The organism is Fibrobacter sp. UWCM (genome assembly GCF_900129735.1).
In the GTDB taxonomy this organism is placed as follows: Bacteria; Fibrobacterota; Fibrobacteria; order Fibrobacterales; family Fibrobacteraceae; genus Fibrobacter.
The window spans coordinates 53,042-75,230 of record NZ_FQWR01000017.1 but is presented as its reverse complement, the minus strand read 5'-3'; the positions used below and the strand labels follow the sequence as shown (position 1 = coordinate 75,230).

The 22,189-nt window shown below is 57.5% G+C and carries 16 protein-coding genes and 1 riboswitch; of the genes, 3 read left to right on the top strand and 13 right to left on the bottom strand.

What is annotated here, in order from left to right; genetic code table 11:
* Positions 1-89: 89 nt before the first annotated feature.
* From BUB22_RS11410 to BUB22_RS16120, 5 genes are all read right to left on the bottom strand, one after another.
* Positions 90-3,092: a fused MFS/spermidine synthase gene (locus BUB22_RS11410; protein ID WP_073115224.1), complete on the bottom strand. Its 3,003-nt coding sequence runs from the start codon at positions 3,090-3,092 to the stop codon at positions 90-92.
* Between the two features lie 96 nt (positions 3,093-3,188).
* A complete protein-coding gene (locus BUB22_RS11405; protein WP_139258973.1) occupies positions 3,189-3,584 on the bottom strand; it encodes a P-II family nitrogen regulator in 396 nt (131 codons plus the stop codon).
* Entirely contained in the window at positions 3,581-4,006 is a 426-nt protein-coding gene (locus BUB22_RS11400) for a hypothetical protein (protein WP_073115223.1), read from the bottom strand. Before BUB22_RS11400 ends, BUB22_RS11405 begins: the two co-directional genes overlap by 4 nt.
* Before the next feature lie 7 nt (positions 4,007-4,013).
* Positions 4,014-5,546, bottom strand: coding sequence for a DUF1538 domain-containing protein (locus BUB22_RS11395; protein ID WP_073115222.1), 1,533 nt, complete (start codon positions 5,544-5,546; stop codon positions 4,014-4,016).
* Positions 5,546-6,898, bottom strand: coding sequence for an FKBP-type peptidyl-prolyl cis-trans isomerase (locus tag BUB22_RS16120; protein WP_254794734.1), 1,353 nt, complete (start codon positions 6,896-6,898; stop codon positions 5,546-5,548). Before BUB22_RS16120 ends, BUB22_RS11395 begins: the two co-directional genes overlap by 1 nt.
* 77 nt (positions 6,899-6,975) lie before the next feature.
* Between BUB22_RS16120 and BUB22_RS11380 the strand changes: the two genes are divergently transcribed.
* Positions 6,976-7,542: a hypothetical protein gene (locus BUB22_RS11380; RefSeq protein ID WP_072809504.1), complete on the top strand. Its 567-nt coding sequence runs from the start codon at positions 6,976-6,978 to the stop codon at positions 7,540-7,542.
* Positions 7,535-9,730, top strand: a complete 2,196-nt coding sequence (locus tag BUB22_RS11375) for a PorV/PorQ family protein (protein WP_073115221.1) — start codon at positions 7,535-7,537, stop codon at positions 9,728-9,730. The genes BUB22_RS11380 and BUB22_RS11375 overlap by 8 nt, the downstream gene beginning before the upstream one ends.
* A 71-nt stretch (positions 9,731-9,801) precedes the next feature.
* Here BUB22_RS11375 and BUB22_RS11370 read toward each other — a convergent pair whose 3' ends face one another.
* The 3 genes from BUB22_RS11370 to BUB22_RS11360 form a co-directional block, all read right to left on the bottom strand.
* Positions 9,802-10,644 (bottom strand): 50S ribosomal protein L11 methyltransferase, encoded by an 843-nt coding sequence (locus tag BUB22_RS11370; protein ID WP_073115220.1) that lies wholly within the window; start codon positions 10,642-10,644, stop codon positions 9,802-9,804.
* A gap of 68 nt (positions 10,645-10,712) precedes the next feature.
* Complete coding sequence (locus BUB22_RS11365; RefSeq protein WP_073115219.1) at positions 10,713-11,867, bottom strand: NHL repeat-containing protein; 1,155 nt, start codon at positions 11,865-11,867, stop codon at positions 10,713-10,715.
* 40 nt (positions 11,868-11,907) lie between these two features.
* Positions 11,908-13,953 (bottom strand): TonB-dependent receptor, encoded by a 2,046-nt coding sequence (locus tag BUB22_RS11360; RefSeq protein ID WP_083535512.1) that lies wholly within the window; start codon positions 13,951-13,953, stop codon positions 11,908-11,910.
* Positions 13,954-13,957: 4 nt separating this feature from the next.
* A riboswitch (cobalamin riboswitch) is annotated at positions 13,958-14,153 on the bottom strand.
* Positions 14,154-14,223: 70 nt separating this feature from the next.
* On the opposite strand from BUB22_RS11360, the gene BUB22_RS11355 reads away from it, so the two are divergent.
* Positions 14,224-15,240: a Fic family protein gene (locus tag BUB22_RS11355; RefSeq protein ID WP_073115217.1), complete on the top strand. Its 1,017-nt coding sequence runs from the start codon at positions 14,224-14,226 to the stop codon at positions 15,238-15,240.
* A gap of 53 nt (positions 15,241-15,293) precedes the next feature.
* On the opposite strand, the gene BUB22_RS11350 is transcribed toward BUB22_RS11355, so the two are convergent.
* From BUB22_RS11350 to BUB22_RS11325, 5 genes are all read right to left on the bottom strand, one after another.
* Positions 15,294-16,985: a DEAD/DEAH box helicase gene (locus BUB22_RS11350; RefSeq protein WP_083535511.1), complete on the bottom strand. Its 1,692-nt coding sequence runs from the start codon at positions 16,983-16,985 to the stop codon at positions 15,294-15,296.
* A 43-nt stretch (positions 16,986-17,028) separates the two neighbouring features.
* Positions 17,029-18,009, bottom strand: a complete 981-nt coding sequence (locus tag BUB22_RS11345; protein WP_073115216.1) for a BatD family protein — start codon at positions 18,007-18,009, stop codon at positions 17,029-17,031.
* Between the two features lie 282 nt (positions 18,010-18,291).
* Positions 18,292-19,683: a glycosyl hydrolase family 8 gene (locus BUB22_RS11335; RefSeq protein ID WP_073115214.1), complete on the bottom strand. Its 1,392-nt coding sequence runs from the start codon at positions 19,681-19,683 to the stop codon at positions 18,292-18,294.
* A 180-nt stretch (positions 19,684-19,863) separates the two neighbouring features.
* Positions 19,864-20,775, bottom strand: a complete 912-nt coding sequence (locus tag BUB22_RS11330; RefSeq protein ID WP_072809525.1) for a T9SS type A sorting domain-containing protein — start codon at positions 20,773-20,775, stop codon at positions 19,864-19,866.
* A 258-nt stretch (positions 20,776-21,033) separates the two neighbouring features.
* The gene (locus BUB22_RS11325) at positions 21,034-21,948 is read right to left on the bottom strand and encodes a T9SS type A sorting domain-containing protein (protein WP_073115213.1); all 915 of its coding nucleotides are present in this window, start codon (positions 21,946-21,948) and stop codon (positions 21,034-21,036) included.
* Positions 21,949-22,189 lie beyond the last annotated feature (241 nt).

Sequence of the window (22,189 nt, the reverse complement as noted above, 5' to 3'; positions counted from 1 at the left end):
GAAACGTCATCCTCGCGTAGACGAGGATCCATACAGTTATGGATAGAAAAGCGCCCATGCAAGCATGGGCGACTGCAGGTTTTAATCGCTCATCTCCGGATAGAACTGCGGCGGAGCTTCACAATCTCGCGCTCGATAAGGAACTTCTCCACCGGGAAGAAGCTTTCGTGCTCCTTGATGGCATCGAGGTAGATGGCATTCGCGAGTTCGGGTTCACCCGCAAGCATCGCGATAAGCAACACGTTGCGGAGGAAGAACTCGTCCATTGCCTTCATCTCGTACTTCTCGTAGAAACCTGCAACGAGGCGGGCGGCCGTATGGTAGTCCTTGGTGCGGGCGCATTCCATGATGTTGAACTCGTCCACGAACGACGCCGGGAAGGCCCCCTCGTCCACAAGCCTGCGGACCTTCACATAGACCTCGTTCGTATCGCGCGCTTCCAGCGGGACACCGCGAATCCACTCGATATAGTCTATGCGGAACTTGGTCCACAGGGGCGAACCTTCCGCGGCGGCAGGCAATGCGGGCATCGCAGAAAGTTCCGAAACGGAATCGGGTTCCTTGACCGTGAAGCCCCTCGCGGAATCGAGTTTCGCCTGCACGTCGTCAAGGTAGGCGTTCAGCGCGAGCTGCTTGTACGGGTCAGCCGCATTCAGCATCATCTGCTTCACGCGGGCGGGGCGACGCAGAGCGTTCTCCGCAGAATCGAGATACTCGGGCCAGCACACTTCGCAACTGTCGAACACCTGTACGATATGCGCCTGCGAATGCACGAAGCGCGCCTCTTCGGCCTTGTTGTCGACCATCGGCGTGAAGATGCTGTTCGGGGCCACACCATCCATGAGCGACTGCACCATCTTGGAGGTGAACAGGAAGTTCTGTTCGCCGAAGAATTCCGGGTCGCGGTGGATGCGCTTGAATTCCTTCACGAGCGTAGAATCAGTGCTGAAGCGCGATATCGCCTTCTGGTAAACGGGCTCGTCGCTTGCGATAATGATGATGTCGGGCTCTTCCGGCGCCTTGTACAGGCTCACGTACGGGAAAGCGACATCGAGCGCCTTCAAGATGTTCAGGAACAGCTGGTCGTTGAACTCGTAGGTCTGAATCCACTGCACCCACAGGCCACCCGGCTTGATGTAGCGGCGCATCTTGGTATAGAACTCGTGACTGAAGAGGCTTGCCACGCCGGAAACCCACGGGTTAGAGGGCACGCTGATCATCAGGTCGTACTTGCGGCGGTTCGTGAGGAAGAACGTCTGCGCGTCGTCGATGTAGATATGGATGCGCGGGTCATCATAACCGCGGGAATTCCACGGGTAGAATCCCTTCGCGAGGTCCATCATCTCCTGCTCGATTTCCACGCAGTCAAAATCCTTCAGGAGCGGGTCGGCAAGCAGGTAGTGCGCGCCCATGCCGCTCCCGAAGCCAACCATCGCGGCATCGTAGGGTTTGTCCTTCACGGCCATGGGCATGAAGGCGGTCGCGGCCTGCGTGAGTTCGTCACCCTCGATGGGGCGCGAGCGGTCCTTGCCGAGGCTTGCATCGGCCTTGCCATTCGTCTTGATGTAGTAATGCACGTTGGATTCGTGGAAACTGATGGTAGCCGTCTTGCCGTCGCGTACGATAATCTTCTCGTCCGGGTGGAGGTTCTTGTAGGCACGGAACGCGCCCGAGGTAATCAGGTGCGGGTCGAAATTCACGAAGATGGAGGGCAACACCATGAAGGCGCAAATCACGTAGAACGCGACGCTGTAGCGGAATCGCTTGCGATAAACGACAAGCAACGCGAAGCCTATCGCGAAGTCGAGAACCGCGGCGAGCACGAGGGCGCCCTTGAGCTGCAGCAGCGGGAGCAGCAGGAGTCCGCCACCCGCAGAACCGAGAATCGAGCCGACCGTATTCCAGCCGTAGACCTTCCCGATGGGGGCTTCGCTCTTGAATGCGCGCGTGAGGATAATCGTAATGAGCGGGAGCGTCATGCCCGCAAAGAAGCTCGTGGGCACCATCCACAGCACGGAGAGCGCATACTTGAAGAGGCTCCAGCAAACGTAACCGTCATTCGTGGGGTTGAATATCTGGTTCGCCTCATTCATCATCTCCCAGAACGGCTTGTGGAAGTAGAGCGTGCAGAGCGCGAAGAAGGCCATCAGGATTTGCGCCATCGAGAGCACGACGAGGGAATCCTTCTTCAGGAGCTTGCCCGAGACGGCACTGCCTATGGCCAGCCCGAGGATGAACGCCGAAAGCATCTGGTCAAAACTGTGGCTCGACGACCCCATCAAGAGGCTCAGCAGGCGAATCCACACGATTTCATAGACAAACGAAGTGAGGCCGGTGATGCCCGCAATCCAGAACCACGTGGATTTCGGGGGCATCGCAAGGTGATGTTCCGCCGCGTAGTCCTCGTTCAGGGGCTCGCGGGCAGCACTTGCCCCCTCGGCGGCATCGCCTGGAAGTTCATCCTCGTCATCCTCGTGGTTCGGCGACGTGGTAAACCCAATATACCCGAAAATAGCGGCAAGCAGGAAGTTTATCGAAGCGGCTACACACAAGGTAACGTGATTCCCGAGAACCGGGATGAGCATGTAGCTCGTGAAAAGGATGCCAATAGCGGAACCGAAACTGTTCGTAAAGTAGAGCATCGGGAGCGAGACCTCCGCGCCGCTCTTGCGCATGAGACCCGCAGCGATGAACGGGAAGGTCATGCCTACCGCAATCGCAATCGGGAGGGTCGAACCCGTAGCAAGCACAATCTTTGCAATTTCCGCACCCGTGAACCCGAGGCCGGCCACCCATTCGCTATCGAAGAAGAATCCCGTGAGCGCATTATACAGCGGGTGGTAGGCCACACCGCCAATCCCGATGGCAAGTTCCACCGCGGCGTACCCAAGCAGCGGGCGCCTCACTTTCTCGACCATCTTGCCCGCGACAAAGCTGCCTATGGCAAGCCCGCCCATGTAGATGCAGAGCGTGAGCACCTGGCCGTAGCTGGAATGCCCTAGAAAGAGTTTGAGGTACCGCGCCCACGAACCTTCGTAAATGAGGCCAGCGAACCCGGAAAGTGCAAACAGAAAATAAATGAGAACGTTCATGGTATGTAATTATAGTAAGTAGTCACTAGTTATTAGTTACTAGTTACTAGAATTGCCGGCCTCAAGATGTTTATTGCCGGTACGCGGGCAATTACTTTACTTTGTTTCTTCGGTAGCTTCGCTAGGCTTCTTGAATATGGGCATCTTGATGGTCTTGCCGTCTTTATCCACGGCCTTCCACGGGGTAAGCCCGACCACGTCTTCCACGGGGAGCGAGAACGCGATTCCCTGCCCCATCGTGTCAAGGCCCGCCTTCTGGTAAAGCGCATGCAGCACCGCGTCCTTGATTTTCGAGTCCACGAGAATCATCACGATTTCCTTTTCGGGCTGTATCGCAATGTGGAAGAACGATTCGGCCTCCTTGTTCGCCGTACCGCGGGCATTCAGGATAGTGCCTCCGCGGGCGCCGGCATCCTTCGCCGCTTCCATCACGGTTTCCGAGAATCCGGTATTCACAATGCAGAAGATGACTTCGTGGTTGAATGCGCTCATGCTTCGTTCCTCCGTACCGCATCGCGGTTATCGCTCAGGAAGTTGAAAATGGACTTGCCGATGATGCTCGACATCGGGATAGTGTAGGCAATTCCCTTGCCTCCCGCAATGGTATTGAACTTCTCGCCGAGGCTATCGAGGGCGGCGCGCAGGTTGTTCTCGCCAATGACGCTGAAGATGACTGCGCGTTCAGAATCCGCAAGGCCCATCGCAGTCGCAATCTCGCGCGGGGCGGTACCGTGCCCGAACACGAGCATCTGCATGTTCACGCCGAAGGACTGGATGTGGTCCATGTAGAAATCCGCCTTTGCGCGGTTCACGACGGTCACGAGAATCTTAAGGCGGTTCATGGACACACGCGAACGCCCGTTCGCCCGCCCGTAAAGCCTTCTCGCAATGCTTGACTTCTTGAGTTCTGCCATGGCCTACCTACACAAAATCGATAATCTGTTCGTCGTCGGCATCCTGGATGCGGCGCATCATCAGGCGGTTCTTGATTTTCTTGGACGCAATCGCCCTGAAGCCCATCACCTGGATGGTAATGAGCGGGGTCATCGCGACCATCGCGACAATCCCGAAGGCGTAACTCAGTATGGAATCGCCTCCATCGTGAATCACGGAACACGCGCCGATAGAGAGCGGGAGAATAAAGCTCGAAGTAAGCGGGCCGCTCGCGACACCGCCCGAGTCAAACGCGATGGCGGTATAGAGCTTGGGCACAAAGAACGAGAGCGCAAGCGAGATGAAGTAGCCGGGAATGAGGTAGTAGATAATCGGGAAACCCACGATAATCCGGATCATCGAGAGCCCGATGGAGAGCCCGACACCCACCGAGAGGGCGATGAGCATGGAACGCTTGCTCACGAGGCCGCCGGTGATGTCTTCGACCTGCTTGTTGAGCACGTGGACCGCGGGTTCCGCGAGCACGACCACCATGCCGATGACAAAGCCAGAAACAACAAGCGCGCGGGGCATCTTCGCGAGGTTGCACCCGAGCTCGAAACCTACGGGCATGAACCCGACCGTCACCGCCGTAAGGAACACGACAAGCCCCACGAAGGTGTAGCAGATGCCAAACGACATCTGCACGAGCTTGGAGCGCGAAAGCCGGAGCGCCACGAACTGGAGGGCGAGGAAAAATACCACGATGAGCCCGAGGGCCACAAGCACCTCGTGGGCGACCGCGGCGACCGTCGGGATAAAGTTCTCGCCGAGGCTTGCGTCAATGGAATAGCTCTCGGGCGAAAGCTTGTAGGTAAGGTCGCCCTTCGAGAAAATCACGAGACCCATGAGCGCCATGATAGGCCCGATGGAGCACAGCGCGATAAGCCCGAAGCTGTTCTCGTTCGCGTTCTTGCCGCCGATGGCGCCGGCGACACCTACGCCGAGCGCCATGATGAACGGCACCGTGATGGGGCCGGTCGTCACGCCGCCGGAATCGAAGGCGAGCGGCACGAACTGCTCCTTGCCGAAGGTGAGCATGAGCATGCCCAGCATGAACAGTGCCATGTAGAAGAAAATGATAATGGTCGAGAGGTCCTTCTTCCAGACCACCTTCACGATGGCAAGGAGCAGAAAGAACCCGACTCCGATACCCACGGTAACGATAAGCAACATCGGTTCGACCGCGTTCTTCACCTGCTCGGCAAGCACGGAGAGGTCGGGCTCCGCGACCGTAATGAGCACGCCCATCACGAAGCACACCGAAAGGAGCAAAAGGAGTTTGCGCGACTTGGTAAGGCCCGAACCCACGTGTTCGCCCATCGGCGTCATGGCAAGGTCCGCCCCCAGGTTAAACAATCCGATTCCCACCACAAGGAACACCGCGCTCACCGCAAACACGAGCAGTTCCTTCGTAGAGAAACTCACCAGCGGGGTGAACGAAAGCACGAGGACTATGAGCGTAACGGGAAGTACCGACGCGAAGGATTCCTTCAGCTTTTCGGACAGGATTTTAAGCATTACTCGCCCAGGTACTCCACTGCGAAGATGAGCGTCGCGCCGCCCGGAATGGGGCCCGCGCCGCGACTGCCGTAGCCGAGTCCCGGAGGAATCACGAGGATGCGCTTTTCACCCGGAAGCATGCCCGCGACACCCAGGTCCCAACCGCGAATCACGCGGCCCTGCCCGAGCGGGAACACGAAGGGCTGTCCGCGGTCGCGGGAACTGTCGAACTTGTAGCCGTTGGTCATCCAGCCGGTGTAATGCACCTTCACCGCGGCCCCCACCTTGGCGGGTTCGCCTTCGCCCTGCTGGATTACCGCATAGCGCAGGCCCTCGGAACCGTTCTCGAACGTGAGCGACGCCGTATCGGGGAAGAAATCCATATTGGCCGCCACCTCGGGGTCCACCATGGATTCCACGAGCTCGACGCGGAACACAAGCGTAGAGTTCGGCGGGATCATCGTGAACGCGCTCGCGCCGTACCCCATGGAAGGGGGAACGCGAAGCCAGCGGACACCGCCCTCGCGCATACCGTCAAGGCCTGCTTCCCAGCCCTTGATCATCTTGCCCACGCCGAGCACCACCTCGAAAGGCTTGCCCAAGTCCTTGGAGCTACCGAACTTGCGGCCCGACACGAGCCAGCCCGTGTAATGCACCTTCAGGGTAGAACCCGCCATCGCAGGCTTGCCCGTACCCGCCTTCTCGTCATAAATCTTGAGGCCCTTGTCCTTCGCCTTCCACGCGAGCTTGTTCACATCCTTCGGGAACACGTCGGGTTCCATCGGCTTTTCGGCAGAGACAAGTTCCACCTCGAAATACAGGTCGGAATACGGGGGAATGCCCTCGAGAGAATTCTCGCCATATGCCATCACGTAAGGGATTGTAAGCTTGCGGACCTCGCCCACCTTCATTCCCACAATACCCTTGTCCCAGCCGGCAATCACCTGGCCCACGCCAATCGTGAACTCGAGCGGTTCGCCACTTGCATACGTATCGGCAAAGGGAGTAAGCGTATCTGCCGAGGCCTCGTCCACAAGCGCGCTATCTACCGCGGCACTGTCCGCGACTGCAACCGTATCGACCGGAGCCTTTGCCTTCTTGTCCTTCGCCTTCGATTTCGAGTCCTTCTTCGCCGTAGCGGCAGCAATGGAATCCGCCTGCGCCTTCGCGATAGAATCCTGAGCCGCAGCGACCTTCAGGCTGTCATAGTGAAGCATGTCGGCATACAGGTAGCCCCTGTAGTGCACCTTGATGAGCTGCCCTGCGCGAATCTCGTCGCCTTCACCGGTTTTTACCACATCAATATTGAACGGAACCGCCCATACAACGCTAGAAAACAACAGAACAATAAAAATCTTGAATTTTGACATAAAAACTCCTACTCCACAAGATAGAAAAATGCTAGTTTTGAAAAAAAGAGGAATTGCAATATAGAACGGGAAAGATTATGCTCTCTGTCGTCATTGTCATCGTTATCGTACTCCTGTCCATAATCCTCGCAGGAATCGGTGCGTACGTGGTCATCCACAGCGCCGACGAAAAAGAGGAAATCAAGCCGGTCATTGACGTATCCGGCAAGTACGCCGTGGTGGTCCGCCCGGCAAGGGAATCCATCACCGCGGTAAAGCCCTCCGAAAATTCCATACGCGCCTGGCTCGAGACACAGATAAACCTCACGCCCGAACAGAGGAAGGAATACCTCGACAAGTGGAACGAGAGCATCGAGGAAACCATCAGGACCATCGACGAGGGCGACCAGAACGGCACCGTCACCTACCGCATAGAACTTGGCCCCAAGGGCAAGGAATACGTGAAGTTCGTCCACGAGGAAAACTTCATTACCCGCGAACAGATTAGAAACCACGCCGAAATCCTGCCACCCTACGTACTCGGATGCGACTGCAAGCTCCTGCCCAAGCAGCCCTGGGAAAACCCGAGCAAGTCCGGCTGGAAGGCGGTACTCCCCACGCACGGAAGCAGCTACGACGTTCCGGACTGGAGGCAACTTGTTTAACACGCCACGCAACCTACTTTCCGCGCTCCTTTTTGCACCAGCACTCTCGCTTGCCGCAGGTTCGGCAATCATCACGCTCGAAATGCCCGTTGGCGCACGCCAGCTCGGTATGGGCGAAGTGGGTGCAGCGCTGGCCGACGACGCAACCGCCATGTACTACAACCCCGCAGGCCTCGCCTTCGGGCCGCTTGCCGACGAATGGAAGGTTTCGTTCCCCGCCGACGCAAAGACAACCCCGCACTTTACCAACATGGCAAGCCGTGCCAAGAACGGGTTCTTTTCCAAGAGCGAACTCTGGGCAGGGACCGTGAACGGAATCCTCAAGTACGACAGCGAGCAGTGGGTGGACTACCACACCGTAACACTGCAGGGCAACGCGAAGGTGAAAGACGCCGTGCGCGTTTTCGCGGGTACCGAACGCGGGCTCGACGAATACACCCGCCAGGTCAAGAAATTCAACGACATCAAGAACGCCGACGACGAATCGCACGTGGTGGAAGTGAAAATCCCGTGGAACCTCATCGTGAAGGACACCATCACGGCGCTCCTCTACGAGAGCCGCACCGAAAAGCTCTGGGTAGGCACCCCGAAGACGCTCTACCGCTTTGACGGCAAGGCATGGAAGAACTACGAAGATGAAATCGGCAGCCACCGCATCACGGCACTCGTGAACCAGGGCGCATCGCTCTGGATAGGCACCGACAACGGGCTGTTCCTCTACCGCAACGGCCAGTTCGAGCAGAAGGGCAAGGTGCTCCCGAGCCAAAAGATTAACGCGCTCGTGTGGTCCGAAAGCCGCAAGGAACTGTTTGTCGCCGTCGATGGCGCAGGCATCGCAAGGCTCGTGCCCAAGAAGAGCGTGAACGACAAGGACCGCTGGAGCCTCTTCAACGAAGAGGACGGCATCATGGACCTGCACCCGACCGCACTCGCCGTCGACAGTTCCGCACACGTATGGGCGGCACACAAGGGCGGCCTCAGCCATTTCAACCTGCGCAAGTGGGAACAGGTGCAGTTCGACGGCAACGTGGTGAACGACATCTCGGTGGACCAGAAGGGCCACATCTGGATTGCGACCGACAAGGGCGTGTGGCGCCACCTCCCCGACTACGCAACCGCAAGCGGACGCAAGGCGGAACTTGAACGCGGAGTCGCCGAACAGGAAGGCAGCGTAAAGAAGGATGACGAATGGCTCCACTTCCATTCGGGCAACGGACTTTCCACGAACAAGGTATGGAAGGTCCTGCCGCAGGGCAACGACGTGTGGTTCAGCACCGCAAGCGGCATGGAAATCTACAAGGACGCCGACTACCAGCTGAGCGCCTTCTACGAAAAGCTCCTGCCTGTCCTGAACATTCCCGACCTCTACCACCTCTTCGGCGGCATGACCGTCCCCGTTGCGGAATGGGGAACGCTCGGGTTCTTCGTGAACTTCGTGAGCTTCGGTTCCACGGTCGTCTCGGGCGATGTTGACGCCGACGACCTGGTGGCCTACAACAGTTCCGAAATCGTGGGCGGCGTAAGCTACGGTACCCGCTTCCCGAACAACTGGGGTCTGGGCCTCAGCATCAAGCTATTCTATTCCGACCTGAGTTCCGGTGCAGGTGCCGGTGAAGAGGAAGCGACCACCTTCGGTTACGCGTTCGACATCGGCGTGCTCAAGAAGGACCTGTTTATAGACAAACTAAACTTCGCCCTCGTGCTCGCGAACATCGGCCCGAGCGTGTACTACGTGGACAAGACCATCGAAGACCCGATTCCGCTCACCTGGCGCGTCGGGCTCTCTTACGAAATCCTTTCGCTCGCCGACTACAGGCTCACCGTCGCCGCCGACTACAACCGTGAAGTCGTGTACGACGACGACAAGGGCGACCCGGAACCGTTCTACATCGCCTGCTGGAAATCCATCGGGCATCCGGAACGCGGCGGACACGGGTTTACCGCATTCAAGAACTCCCTCCTGCAGGGCGTGTTCAATACGGGCCTGGAATTCATCTACGCGAATACGGTGGCGCTCCGCGTCGGTTACCTCTACGACCAGACGGGCAAGCGCAACGAGGCCGACTTCGGCATCGGATTCATGATTTCGGACATGCTCCAGTTCGACCTCGCGACCATCATGGACGTGGGCGACAACGACGGCGTGCGCGACGGACAGATGCGTTTCGGCGCACTGTTCAAGTTCTAGCAGGCTCCCAATCCTGTAAAAGCAAAACGCGGGCAACCGACCCGCGTTTCTTTTTTAGACACATATTGATTTTAGGATTGTGCAAGCACACTCCACCACTCTGTACTTATGCGTTCTTCCTTTACCTTGAAGCCGGCTTCTTCAAACCACTTGAGAATGTAGTCCTTCTCGGTCAGGAGCTGGCCGCTGATAATCAACTCGCCACCCGGCGCGAGCAGGTCCTCGATATCGTCGCGCAGGGGCCAGAGTTCGCTCCGGATCATGTTACAGAGGATTACATCGAACTTCGCGCCATCCCGGAAGGCGTCCAGGAATCCGAGCACGCAGTCGCTCTCGCCAAAACCGTTGCGCTCGAAGTTTTCCGCGATGCAGGGAACCGTGAGCGGGTCAATTTCGGTACCTACTGCAAGTTTCGCTCCCAGGCGGCGCGCGAACATCGCGAGGATGCCGGTTCCCGTGCCGATGTCGAGCACCGACTTGCCGTCAAAATCCACCGACTCCATCAGGGCGGCGCAACTGCTCGTGGTATCGTGCTCGCCCGTCCCGAACGCGGTCTTCGCCTCGAGTTCGAGCACTACGGACTTCGGGTCGTCGGGAGTGAATTCCACCCAGGGCGGGCGCACCCAGAGGCGTTCCGACACATGGACCGGCTGCGCACGGTCGCGCCACCACTTGTCCCAATCCTTCGCGGGCTCCTCGCTCAGCGTAAAATGGTACTGCGGGAACTCCGCCACAATGCGGTCACGCTCGGCCTTGTCGCCGGTATAAAAACAGAAGTCCGTACGGCCTTCCGCCTTCGGGTCCAGTTCCTCGAGCGTCGCCACTCCCGCCTCAAAGAGCAGGTAGCTTGCAAGTTCAAATTCTTCTTCGGGGCAATAGCCCTCCGCCTTGTACCATGTGTCAATTTTCTGCATATAAAAAATTTAATAAAAGGCGCATCGGAAAACCGACGCGCCTGTTTCTTGAGGTGTAATGATTAATGCTAGAACAGAGCGACGCTGTACGGAGCGAGCGCGCCTTCGGGCTGTTCAAGGGCATTGGCCTTGCCATCCTTGATCAGGTATGCCTTTTCGGCTTCGAAGCTGCGGTCACCTACCAGCACAACGCCGTCCTTGGCGGCGATGAACCCTTCGGCATCGGCAATGCCTTCCACCTTTTCCACCTTCTTGGCAGACAGGTCAATCTTGGCCAGAGGAACATCGCCATAACCCTTATAGACAGCGGCATAGGCGGTACCCTTGTCTGCAACGAACGCATAGACGCCGCCACCGAGCTTTTCGCCAGAAACCACCAATTCGGACTTTTTATCCTTGAGGTTCACCTTTTCGATACCGCGCTTGTCATCGGCATCGGTTCCGTAAGAATCGTTGTATTCACCCTGGCTTGCCACATAAATGGCCCCATCAAAGAAAGCCATGGCAGTCGGGTTTTGCTTGAGCAACTGCACGGTATCCTTCAGGTCGCCCGTAGATGCGTCGTAAATGGCAAGGAGGCCCTTGGGGTATGTGGTCGCCCAGGTTTCAGGGTCCATCGTGTAGCGCTGCATCAGCACATAAAGCTTACCGTCGTTCAGCTCAATGTCGGCGACGTACGGAGAGGTTTCGCCCTCATAAGCGAACTTGCCCGTCTTCACAGACTTGACCACCTTGCCGTCAACCGTAGAAATCTTGACCAGGGAGTCAGCATTCTGGAGAGCGACCCAGGCATTCTCGCCGTCAAAAACCATGTCGACCGGGTTTGCGCCGTCGTCCAGGGAAGCCTGCCACACCACGGCCTTTTCGCCTTCGGCTTCCAGCTTTTCAGGGTCAACCAGCGAAATGTTGTCGGCACCCATACGTTCCATCACGTACAGGTCGGCGCCGTTCACGACAACCTTGGAATCCTGGAAGAACGAGACGCCCTTCTTGGAAACCTTGCCGTCCTTGTCAATCCAGCGGAGTTCGCCGGTCTTGTAGTCAGAACCGAAAACCACGCCCGTCAGGGACACTTCCACTTTTTCGGGATCGTCCTGCGGACCCGTGCTGGAACTGGAGTCATCACCGCAAGCGGAGAGGCCGAAAGCGAGGGCTACTGCAGCCACGGCAGCGAAGGACTGCTTCGCCACGCCCGCAACAACGTTATTCATTTTCTTATTCATGTTTTTTCCTTTTCTGGCTTTACGCTTTTAAGCGCGGGGGCTAGAACCCCTGTATGATTGTGAACTTGTATTCCCTCCCCGGCATAGGGAAGGGCGTGTAAAAATTCCGGTATTTCTCGTCGGTAATGTTATCCACAGAGAAGGTGAGGCGCGTCTTGTCGAAGGGGCGGTAACTCAGGCTCGCCCGATGGTTGTCCACGGCAGGCTGGTCCATGCGGTTCGCACGGTCGCTGTAGATAACGCTGCGCCATTCCGAAGCCCATGTAAAATCCAGGCGCAGCGGCAGGTGGAGCGTCGCCTCGGCATAGTACGAACGTTCCGGTTCGCCGGGGAGCATGTTGCCCCTGTAGGTACTGGAGTTGGAGCGGTCCTCCGTCTTCTGGAACGTGGCGCGCAGTACCACATCCAAGAACCGCGAGGGGCTGCTGTTCAGTTCCAGTTCGGCGCCGCGAACAAGCGACCGCGCGACATTTTCGGCCCGCAGGAGCTCTACCGAAATTACCCAGCAAATACCATCTTCTATATGCGATTCAAAATACGACGCCCTGAACGTGGTCCTATTCCCGGGGAACCTGTAGAGCCCCGAAGCCTCGAACTTGGTCGCCTTTTCGCGCTTCAGGTCCGGATTCGAAAGTGCCCCGGGGAACGTCCCGTAAAGTTCCATCAGGGCGGGCTGCTGGTAAAAGCGCCCCAGCGAAACCTCGCCCGTCAGCGGGGAACCGCCCGCCCCCAGCCGCGTAAAGAGGCGCCCCGCAAAAGTCAAATCGCGGTCAGACGCGTACTCCAGATGGTGCGAGCCCGAAGGCTGTACAAAGTAACCGTCGTCCAGGTGGTCCTTCAGGTACTGCGCCGATCCCTCGCCGCCAAGCCCTCCGTACTTGAACATCTGGTAATAAAGTTCACCGGAACCCATTCCCGTCCAGCGGGTCAGTTCCCAGTCCTTGGAATCGCCGCGGGCCGCCGCATTCTCCCATTCCAGCGCCAGCCGGGCAGAACCCTTCAGCCGCTCCACGGGCGCCCACTCCGCCGAAACTTCGGGAACCACCTTGTAGGTGGCCGCCCCGTATTCCATAAAGCGGTTGTTGCCGTAGCCCACGTGGTCCAGCGGGTAGTAGGTGCTGGAAAGGTTCTTGTCGAACCGGGCCGAAACCCCTCCATAAAGGAAGAGCCTGTCGTCAAAATACCCCACGGATTCTATCCCGTAGCGGATCAGTGCCGACTCCCCCACGAATTTCGCGACCTTCGTCTGCTGCTCTTCCTTGCCGGGGTTTCCGCCCTCGTAGCGGGACGCTGTTACAGACAACGTAGAAAAGTAGCCGTTCCCGTGCAGCATGCGGAACTGCACGTTGCCCGAGACGTCGGTGTACTTCGCGTTCTCGCGGGTCGCCGTGTAGTCGTCATCGTCGTTGTACTGCGTCCCGTTCCGGTTGGTGTATTCGTAATCGTTGTCGGAATGCCTTGTGGCAAAGGACGAAGCGAACATGAGGCTATCGGTCACGGGAGTCGCCACCTGGAACGAGCCCTCCCACAGGTTATGGTTCCCGTAGGCGCCCAGCACGCGGCCGCCCTTCTTTACTGCATTCTTGGTGACAAAGTTGACCGCCCCGCCCAGGCCCGAAACCCCGAACCTCGCGGGCACATTGCTCTTGTACACCTCGACCTTTTCCATCTGGTTCAGGTCTATCGAGCCGAGGTTCACCGCACCCCCGCTCGCATCGTTCAGCGGAACGCCATCCACGCAAATCAGTATATTCCGTGCGGCAATCCCGCGGATAGATACCGTCTGGAAACTCCCGTGGCCTCCCTGCCTGTACGACTGGATTCCCGGAAGAGTCGCAAGCAGGTCCGCCGCCGAAAGCATCTTGCCTTCCCATGCGGCCGAGGTAATTTCGGTGTAGTTCGCGTCTTCTGCAGGCACGTATTCTTCGACACCTGCAACCTCCGTCACTCCCAAATCCTGCGCGGGTGCGGATTCTTCAACGGCGACATCTTTGGACGATTGCGGAACTTGCGCGTGGGCGCTAACCCATGCACAGCACAAAAACACCGCAGGTACAGCGGCTTTGCAGAATGACGTCGTTCGCATCGTTCCTCAACATCACGCTTCCCGCAGTTCTTCTGGCTCGGGGATCAACCTACTCCCGGCTCCTTCACACGCGGGTCACGCGCATTGGTTCATGCCGGTTTCGTCCTCCCTTACAGCGGCGCGACCGCCCCCGGCTTTCACGGGGTTCTCTCCTTGCAAACTGCCCGGCTGGGCCACCTGCAAGAGCTTTTCAGGGCACAGGAAACTTTTTGCAAAATATAGCATCTTTTTCTACGCATACCATGCGTCAAAAAAAATTATATTCTTACCATGCTGTTCATCCACCAATTCCCCGACTGGACTCACTTCCGATTCGATTCAAAGAAAGTGCTCGACGCACTCGGCAGGGCCCGTTTTGCCGAAGGGAAACTCGCCGGCATCTACGACATCTGCGGCAAACGCGAACTCGAAAACAGGCTCCTCGCCGAAGACATCGTGGCAAACTTCGCAATTGATTCGCACCCGCTCGACACGGAACCGGTTCTCGCGAACATACTGCTGAAGGCACAGGGGAACGAACCGCACGTCAAGAACTACCTGGGCGCCATCGCGAACTCCCAGAACCCGCTCACGCCCGAACGCCTCCAAAGCTGGCACCAGGCACTATTCCGCACAGGCAGTTCCGGCCTCCGCGACACAGGAAGCACCGTAACCGAAAACGCACAGGGCTTCCAGTTCAGCGGACCCGGTCCCGAAAGGTTGCAGGGCGAACTTGAAAACTTCCTGAACTGGTTCGAGACCACCCCGCAAGAAGGCATGATAAAGGCTGCGATTGCGCACTTCTGGTTCCTTACGCTCAGGCCGTTCCGTGAAGGGAACGGAAGGCTCGCCCGCACCATTACCGCGATGCAGCTCTGCAGGGCACGGAACTCCACGCACCTGATTTACGCACTGAACACGCAGATACTAAAGAACCGCGACGAGTACCTCAGCATAATAAACAAGACACAGTGCGGGAACGGAGACATTACGGGGTGGATACTCTGGTTTTTGAACCAGGTCGAAAGCGCAGTACATACAAGCGAAAACACGCTTGAACCCGGGCTAAAACGTTTCCAATTCCAGGCAAGGCACTCGGGCACGCCCACGGGCGAACGCGAGCAGGCGCTTCTGAACGCCGTACTCTCAGGGAGTATTCCGCGGGATTTTACGGCAAAGGATGCCGCTGCCCTTTTCGGAACAAGCCACGATACCGCACTGCGCGAAATCCAGAGCCTCATGGAAAAAGGACTTGTCGCCGCAAGCAAGAAGGGCGGGCGCAGCAAGACCTACAGTGTGGTGGAATAACCGCCCGCACGTTTATCGCAGTTATTAAGCCGCTCTCGCGTTTATCGCAGTTATTAAACGGCGCCGCCGTTCTCGCGCATGCGCCTGCGGGCACGGCTACCCGGCCTGTTGCGGCGATGGCGCCTGCGAGCGTCACCATCCTGGCCGTTGCTTCCAGGCTTTTTTCCCTCGTCACCCTCGCGTTTATTACCATCGTCACCCTCGCTATACGAAACTTGGCAACTTGTTGCCTTAGTTGAGTTATCCACTTTGTGGACGACAAGGCGAGGGTCTATACGCTTCTGTTCGAATTTTGAGCCGCGCATGTTACCGTCACCCCCGCGTTTATTACCCTCGTCACCCTCGCTATACGAAACTTGGCAACTTGTTGCCTTAGTTGAGTTATCCACTTTGTGGACGACAAGGCGAGGGTCTTTGCGCATATGCTCAAATTTTGAGCCGCGCGCATTCTCCTGTTTTAAACCGCGCGCATCATCAGCCCGTTGTTTCTTCCCGCGGGCGGGTTTCTCGCGGGACTTATCCGCGCGGGCCTGCGCTTCCCCGCGGTTCATGCGACCGCGTGCATTGCGCATCTCGCTCTCGGCGGTCTCCTTCTGCGGGGGCGGCAGCTTATCGTATATCGCCTGGTCGCCTTCCGGAATCTTCACGCGGGTCAGCTTCTCGATGGCGCGCAAATCCTGCTCCTCGTCGGGCGAGCAGAAAGATATCGCGATGCCGTCCTTGCCCGCACGCGCCGTGCGGCCAATGCGGTGCACGAACGTCTCGGGCACATCGGGCAAATCGTAGTTGAACACGTGCGAAACATCGTCCACGTCAATCCCGCGGGCGGCAATGTCTGTCGCCACGAGCACGCGAATCTTTTCGCTCTTGAAATTCCCGAGGGCTTCCTGCCTGCGGTTCTGGCTCTTGTTCCCGTGAATCGCCGCACACTTGACGCCCGCCTTCTCCAAGACGCGCGTAATCTTGTCGGCGCCGTGCTTGGTGCGGCTGAACACGAGCACCTTCTTCATCTCGGGGTGGGCCAGCAAAAGCTCCTTCAAAAGCGCCCCCTTGCGGCGCTTGTCGATGCGGTAGAGTTCCTGGCGGATGCGTTCAATCGGGGTGCTCTGCGGGGCAACTTCCACACGAACCGGGTCCGGCCGCAGAATCGTCGCCGCAAGCTTCGTGATGTCGTCGGGCATGGTCGCGCTAAAGAACAGGTTCTGCCTCACCTGCGGGAGCAAGGCCACCACCTTGCGGATATCGTGTATGAACCCCATGTCGAGCATGCGGTCCGCCTCGTCGAGCACAAAGAACTCGAGCGCCTTCAGGGATACCGCCTTCTGGCCAATCAAGTCAAGCAGCCTTCCCGGAGTCGCCACCAGCACGTCAACGCCGCGCACCAGGTTACGTTTCTGCGAGGCATCATTCACCCCGCCAAAGATGCACGCCGTCGAAATCGCGGTAAACTGCGCGTACTGTTTGAAGCATTCCTCCACCTGGATAGCGAGCTCGCGGGTGGGCAGCAGAATCAGCGCACGGCAGGTCTTGGGCGCACGGAACTTTCCGGAATCGAGCAGGCGCTGCAGAATCGGGAGCGCGAACGCCGCCGTCTTCCCGGTACCCGTCTGGGCGATTCCCAGCAGGTCACGGCCCTCCAGCAGGCTCGGGATGGAGCGTTCCTGAATCGGGGTCGGTGTCTCGTAGCCCACGGCGCGCACGGCACGCTGCAGGGGATTTGCAAGGGGAAGTTCCGAAAATAGCATAACGCGCCCAAAGATAGAAAAGCACGCCCGCTTTTCCTAGAGTCTATTCCTCTATGCCCATGAGCCGCATCGCGGCCTTCCAGGTTTCCCTATTCTCGAACCCGTCGCGCTTGCCACCGCCGTAGCGGGCGTGCGCGAATTCCTCTACAATCGTTTCCCAGCCTTTGAGCCTGCCTTCCTTCACAAGGGCATCCAGGTTCACCGCGGCGGCACTTTCAAAACCCGCGGCAGAACCGCCCGCGCCGTCCTTGCCCGAATTCAATCCCGAGCCGCCGTCCTTACCCGAACCGGCATCCGCGCCAAACTTCTCGAAAACGAACTCCTTCGCGATACTTTCCAGCTCCAGGAGCCATTCGCGGCTATCCGCCACGTTCACGCGCTGCTTGAGCACCATCATACGTTCGCGCAGGGCCTCCTGGGCGGCGTTTTTCGTGGCAACGGCCTCCCGTGCCGCCGCCCGCCTTTTCGCGCGCCACAGGCCCGCAAAAAGCACGCAGAGGGCCACCACTGCACCCACCGCAATCGGGAGCGGGTTAAAGGGTTCCTCTACGCGAATATCCACGCTCTCGCTCCGCAGGTCAATCGGTTGCCCCATCTGGGTCGGAATCTCGAAGCGCAACGCCGGTATATGCAGGCTTCCCGTATCCTGTGCCGCAATCTTGTAGGTAAAGGTAATCGAGGCTATTTCCTTGCCGTCCTTCACAGACCGCGAAGATTCCTGCGACAGGCCCACCTGCGTGAGCCCCTTCGCGTTCGCGGAGCCTGCGGGCACCACCAGGAGGGCGCTACCCTGCACGCTCCAGCTCACCGTTACCGGGAACTCGAACGTATCTCCCACGGTAATCGCGGGCATGCCGTCCGCCGGCCCCGCCGTAATCGAAATCCCGAGCTGTTCGGGCGTCGGCATCGCCGGCGCAACTGCCCCCGAATCCAAAGATGCACCCGAATCTGGCGCGCTACCCGCACCAGCATTCAACGCGGAATCCGCCGCAACATTTTCCACATTCAAAGAATCATTTTCCATGGTACTTAATATACAAAAAGCCGAGTGTCGCGTGCTAGCTCGCTTGCACATGACCGAGGCGCCCAATATGCATCTGCGAAGCAGATGCCATATACAAAAAGCCGAGAACCGCGCACATCCCCACTCCCGCCATAAACTTTCCTATACCCGAAACAATCATCGCCTTCCCAACAATAAACATCCCATACCCCGCAATTCCAGTAACTAATAACCAGAGACTAATGACTAATAAAAAAACGGCCCCCCGAAGGGCAGCCGTCTTTTCCACAATTTTCGTTTATCCTAAAGCGGGAGCGTCGCGGGCTTCACGAACAGGCCGTTCAGAAGTTCGCTGTACATCGTCATCAGGATATGCGGGAAGTAGTTGAACCCGCTGAAGCTCTTCGTGTTGAAGCTCGCCGTGCAGGCATCGAGCCAGGCCTGGTTGCCGCCCATGCCGGTAAGGCACCAAGCACCGTGCCAGTTCGGCAGCAGCGAGTTCGTAGAACCGTCAGGCTGGCCAGCCACCGCAGAATACATCACCTTGCCGGTAGTCTCGAGGTTCGCCGGGTCGCCGCCCGACTTGGTCGAGATGAAGGTGTTCAGGGTGTTCAGCACCTGCTGGGCACGCGGATCCTGCGTCCAGTAGTAGTCCCACGCAATACGCCACGGAATGCGCACGGATTCGTGGTAGAACATCCAGTAGGTCTTGTCGGCACTGCCGTTCTTCGGGTTCACAGCGACACCCGCCGTATTCGTCCAGTCGGGGAACACGCCCGTGCCCGCCGCCTGCACTCTCAGCATGTAGTCGTACATCGTGTTGAGCACGCCGGTCCAGTCGTGGTTCTTGTCCACCTGGGCAAAGAGCCTGATGGCAACCGGAGAGAAGTAGCTCAGGTTGAAAATCGGGTCCGCGGTCTTCCAGGTCGCCATGTTGCCGGAATAAATCATGAGCGACGGGCTGATTTCTTCGGTCCAGATAGAGTTCGCGATGGCAAGAGCATCTTCCAGGTACGGAGCCAGGCCCGTCTGGTAGTACGCAATGATAAGCGCAGTTGCAATATCCAGGTCGGCATCCGTCGCCGAGGAGGAATTCGCCGGAGCGCCGAGGGATTCGTACGAGAACGTACCCGTCTTCCACGGGGTCAGCTGCGGGCCTCCCTGGTAATCACGGTAGCCCTTGCTGTAGTACCACAGGGAATTGAACGCATCAAGGTCACCCGCGAACAGCGTAATGAGCATGCCGTAGCCGATACCTTCCGAAACGGTGCAGCCACGCTTCTTGTAGCTGTTGGTGCATTCGTCAATCACGCAGTAGGAGTCGCTACTCGTATCCCAGATGATTCGGGCAGGGAACATTCCCGCAGCCGTATAGGCACCGAATACCACGCCCCAGTCCTGTGCAAGTATCGGGTATGCAGCCGCTTCCTCGATATAGGACTTGTAGTAGGTGCCCTTCCACGAGGCGTACCAGGTGAGCGAAGCCGCAGGATTCGCGGTCGTGGGCAAAATACCGTAGGTCTGCGTGGTAGGCGTGGTGGGCGTCGTACCAGGATCAGGCGTAGGAGTCGACGGGGTGGACGGGGTACCCGGAGTCACAACCGGCGTCGACGACGTAGAAGAATCGTCGCCACAGGCCGAAAACATCATAGCGGCGCTAACAGCGAGCGCCGGCAAGAACCAATTGCGTTTCATTCAAAAAACCTCTCTGTTTTGCCTATAATATACTTTAGAATTTGCATTTTATCTACAAAATAAACAAAAAAACAGCCCGATGCCAGCACTGCAGGCCGCTTTTGTGAATCTTATCACTTATTGCTGAAACGAAAGGCCCCGGACTTTCATCCGAGGCCTTTAGAGATTCTACACAAAAGACTATTCGAGGATAATCTTCTGGGCGAACTTGACGTTCCTGCCTGCAACGCGGAGCATGTACACGCCCGCATCAAGGCCGGTGAGGTCCAGCGTGCTGCCCACGGTCGCGCTCTTCACCACCTGGCCCTGCAGGTTAATCACTTCGGCCTTGGCAGAAGAGATGCCCGAGAACGAGACGGTGCGGCCAGAGAGCATGGCCTTGGCAGAACCGGCAGCGGCGATAGCCTTGATGCCGGAGCAGCAAGAGCACATGCCGTTAGAACCGACCTTCTGGATGAGGAAGTCGCCAGAGGTACCGGCGGTGCCTTCGAACTTCAGCTTGATAGCAGCAGTCTTCGCAAGCACGGTAGCCTGGTCAACAATCGTGCCCCAGCCGGTGCCCTGCTTGAACTTGCTCCACGGGAAGTCGGAAACAGTTATAGTGGCAGCCTTGGCAACGGTAGCCTTGTAGTTGTTGTATTTAGTCACGGTAGCTTCGTCTTCAACACCGAGTTCGATGCCGAAACCAATCGTAGACTGGTACGCAAGGCAGATGCCTCCCCAAGCGGTAATGTCAACACCTTCCTGGCCTTCGCTCCAGATGTTGAAGCCGATACCGGCATACGGATAGTCGTAGCCAGCGCCGAGGGTGACGGTGGCCTTGATGCCGCCGTAGGCTTCGACGAGCGGGCCGTAGAAGTTGTCGTAAGCGTTGGGTTCGACGTCGGCCGGGAACGTAAAGGCAGAAGAACCGCCATCGTTCGCGTCGTTGTAATCGTACCAGTAGCCGGACGTTTCTTCGTCGGAACCGGTTTCGACCTTACCTTCGGTATCGGTGGTGCCGTCCCAGAGGAAGGTCGGAGAGACTGCGCCCTGAGCAAAAGCCATAGCGGCAGCGCCAGCAACGGCTGCAAATGTTTTTACCTTGTTCATAATAACCTCCTTGTGATTACCCACGTGCTTGTACCCCTTTAATCTATACAAAAATTCTCGCACGAGTAAAAAAAATGTGCACCCCCGTAAAAAAAAGCGCACCGTTTGTGACTCCGGTCAAGCAAGGCCCTGTAAAAGAGCATACAAATTATTCCAACTTGGAATACAGATAACTTAAAAATAATCTTTTGCAAGCATTAAAAAACAGGAAACCCCGGACTCGCATCCGGGGTTCCCTTAGACATTCAATTCAGGAGATTATTCGAGAACGATCTTCTGAGAGAGCTTGACGTTCTTGCCAGCAACGCGGAGCATGTAGACACCGGCGTCGAGGCTAGAGAGGTCCATAGCGGAGCTGACGGTAGCAGACTTCACAACCTGGCCCTGGAGGTTGATCACTTCAGCCTTGGCGGAAGAGATGCCAGAGAAGGAGAGGGTGCGACCAGAGAGCATGGCCTTGGCAGAACCGGCAGCGGCGATAGACTTGACGCTGATCGGACTGGTGGAGCACATGCCGTTAGAACCGACCTTCTGGATGAGGAAGTCGCCAGAGGTACCGGCAGTGCCTTCGAACTTCAGCTTGATAGCAGCAGTCTTGGCGAGGACGGTAGCCTGGTCAACAATCGTGCCCCAGCCGGTGCCCTGCCTGAACTTGCTCCACGGGAAGTCGGAAGCGGTAATGGTAGCAGCCTTAGCGACAGTGGCCTTGTAGTTGTTGTATTCAGTCACGGTAGCTTCGTCTTCAACACCGAGTTCGATGCCGAAACCGAGCGTGGACTGGTAGGAAAGGCAAATGCCGCCCCAAGCGGTAATGTCAACACCTTCCTGGCCTTCGCTCCAGATGTTGAAGCCGATACCGGCATACGGATAGTCGTAACCAGCGCCGAGGGTGATGGTGGCCTTGATGCCACCGTAGGCTTCAACGAGCGGGCCGTAGAAGTTGTCGTAAGCGTTGGCTTCGACGTCGGCCGGGAACGTAAAGGCAGAAGCACCGCCATCGTTCGCGTCGTTGTAATCGTACCAGTAGCCGGACGTTTCTTCGTCGGAACCGGTTTCAACCTTACCTTCGGTATCGGTGGTGCCGTCCCAGAGGAAGGTAGAAGAAACTGCGCCCTGAGCGAAAGCCATAGCGGCTGCGCCAGCAACGGCTGCGAGTGTCATTTTCTTGTTCATAGTATCTCTCTCTTTTTTTTTGTGAACGCCCCCCGAAGGGAGCAAGGTTTAACGCAAATATATCTTTTTTTTTTGAATGTGCAAGAACAAAAATCAAAAAATAAGCATTTTCCGAAAATGAGTTCATTTCGTCACACTTTTGCCCACAATCGTAGAAAATAGGAACTAACTACCCCGAACCGGCATACGCGGTCCGACTTTGGTGCGACCTGCGTCACTGTAAAAAGAATTTTACTAGTAA

Bases quoted from the DNA above. Each gene is read 5' to 3' on its own strand.
- BUB22_RS11335 (WP_073115214.1), bottom strand. From the start codon at position 19,683: ATGAAACGCAATTGGTTCTTGCCGGCGCTCGCTGTTAGCGCCGCTATG.
- BUB22_RS11345 (WP_073115216.1), bottom strand. From the start codon at position 18,009: ATGGAAAATGATTCTTTGAATGTGGAAAATGTTGCGGCGGATTCCGCG.
- BUB22_RS11370 (WP_073115220.1), bottom strand. From the start codon at position 10,644: ATGCAGAAAATTGACACATGGTACAAGGCGGAGGGCTATTGCCCCGAA.
- BUB22_RS11405 (WP_139258973.1), bottom strand. From the start codon at position 3,584: ATGAGCGCATTCAACCACGAAGTCATCTTCTGCATTGTGAATACCGGA.
- BUB22_RS11360 (WP_083535512.1), bottom strand. From the start codon at position 13,953: ATGCGAACGACGTCATTCTGCAAAGCCGCTGTACCTGCGGTGTTTTTG.
- BUB22_RS16120 (WP_254794734.1), bottom strand. From the start codon at position 6,898: ATGTCAAAATTCAAGATTTTTATTGTTCTGTTGTTTTCTAGCGTTGTA.
- BUB22_RS11410 (WP_073115224.1), bottom strand. From the start codon at position 3,092: ATGAACGTTCTCATTTATTTTCTGTTTGCACTTTCCGGGTTCGCTGGC.
- BUB22_RS11325 (WP_073115213.1), bottom strand. From the start codon at position 21,948: ATGAACAAGAAAATGACACTCGCAGCCGTTGCTGGCGCAGCCGCTATG.
- BUB22_RS11400 (WP_073115223.1), bottom strand. From the start codon at position 4,006: ATGGCAGAACTCAAGAAGTCAAGCATTGCGAGAAGGCTTTACGGGCGG.
- BUB22_RS11365 (WP_073115219.1), bottom strand. From the start codon at position 11,867: ATGAATAAGAAAATGAATAACGTTGTTGCGGGCGTGGCGAAGCAGTCC.
- BUB22_RS11380 (WP_072809504.1), top strand. From the start codon at position 6,976: ATGCTCTCTGTCGTCATTGTCATCGTTATCGTACTCCTGTCCATAATC.
- BUB22_RS11350 (WP_083535511.1), bottom strand. From the start codon at position 16,985: ATGCTATTTTCGGAACTTCCCCTTGCAAATCCCCTGCAGCGTGCCGTG.
- BUB22_RS11355 (WP_073115217.1), top strand. From the start codon at position 14,224: ATGCTGTTCATCCACCAATTCCCCGACTGGACTCACTTCCGATTCGAT.
- BUB22_RS11395 (WP_073115222.1), bottom strand. From the start codon at position 5,546: ATGCTTAAAATCCTGTCCGAAAAGCTGAAGGAATCCTTCGCGTCGGTA.
- BUB22_RS11330 (WP_072809525.1), bottom strand. From the start codon at position 20,775: ATGAACAAGGTAAAAACATTTGCAGCCGTTGCTGGCGCTGCCGCTATG.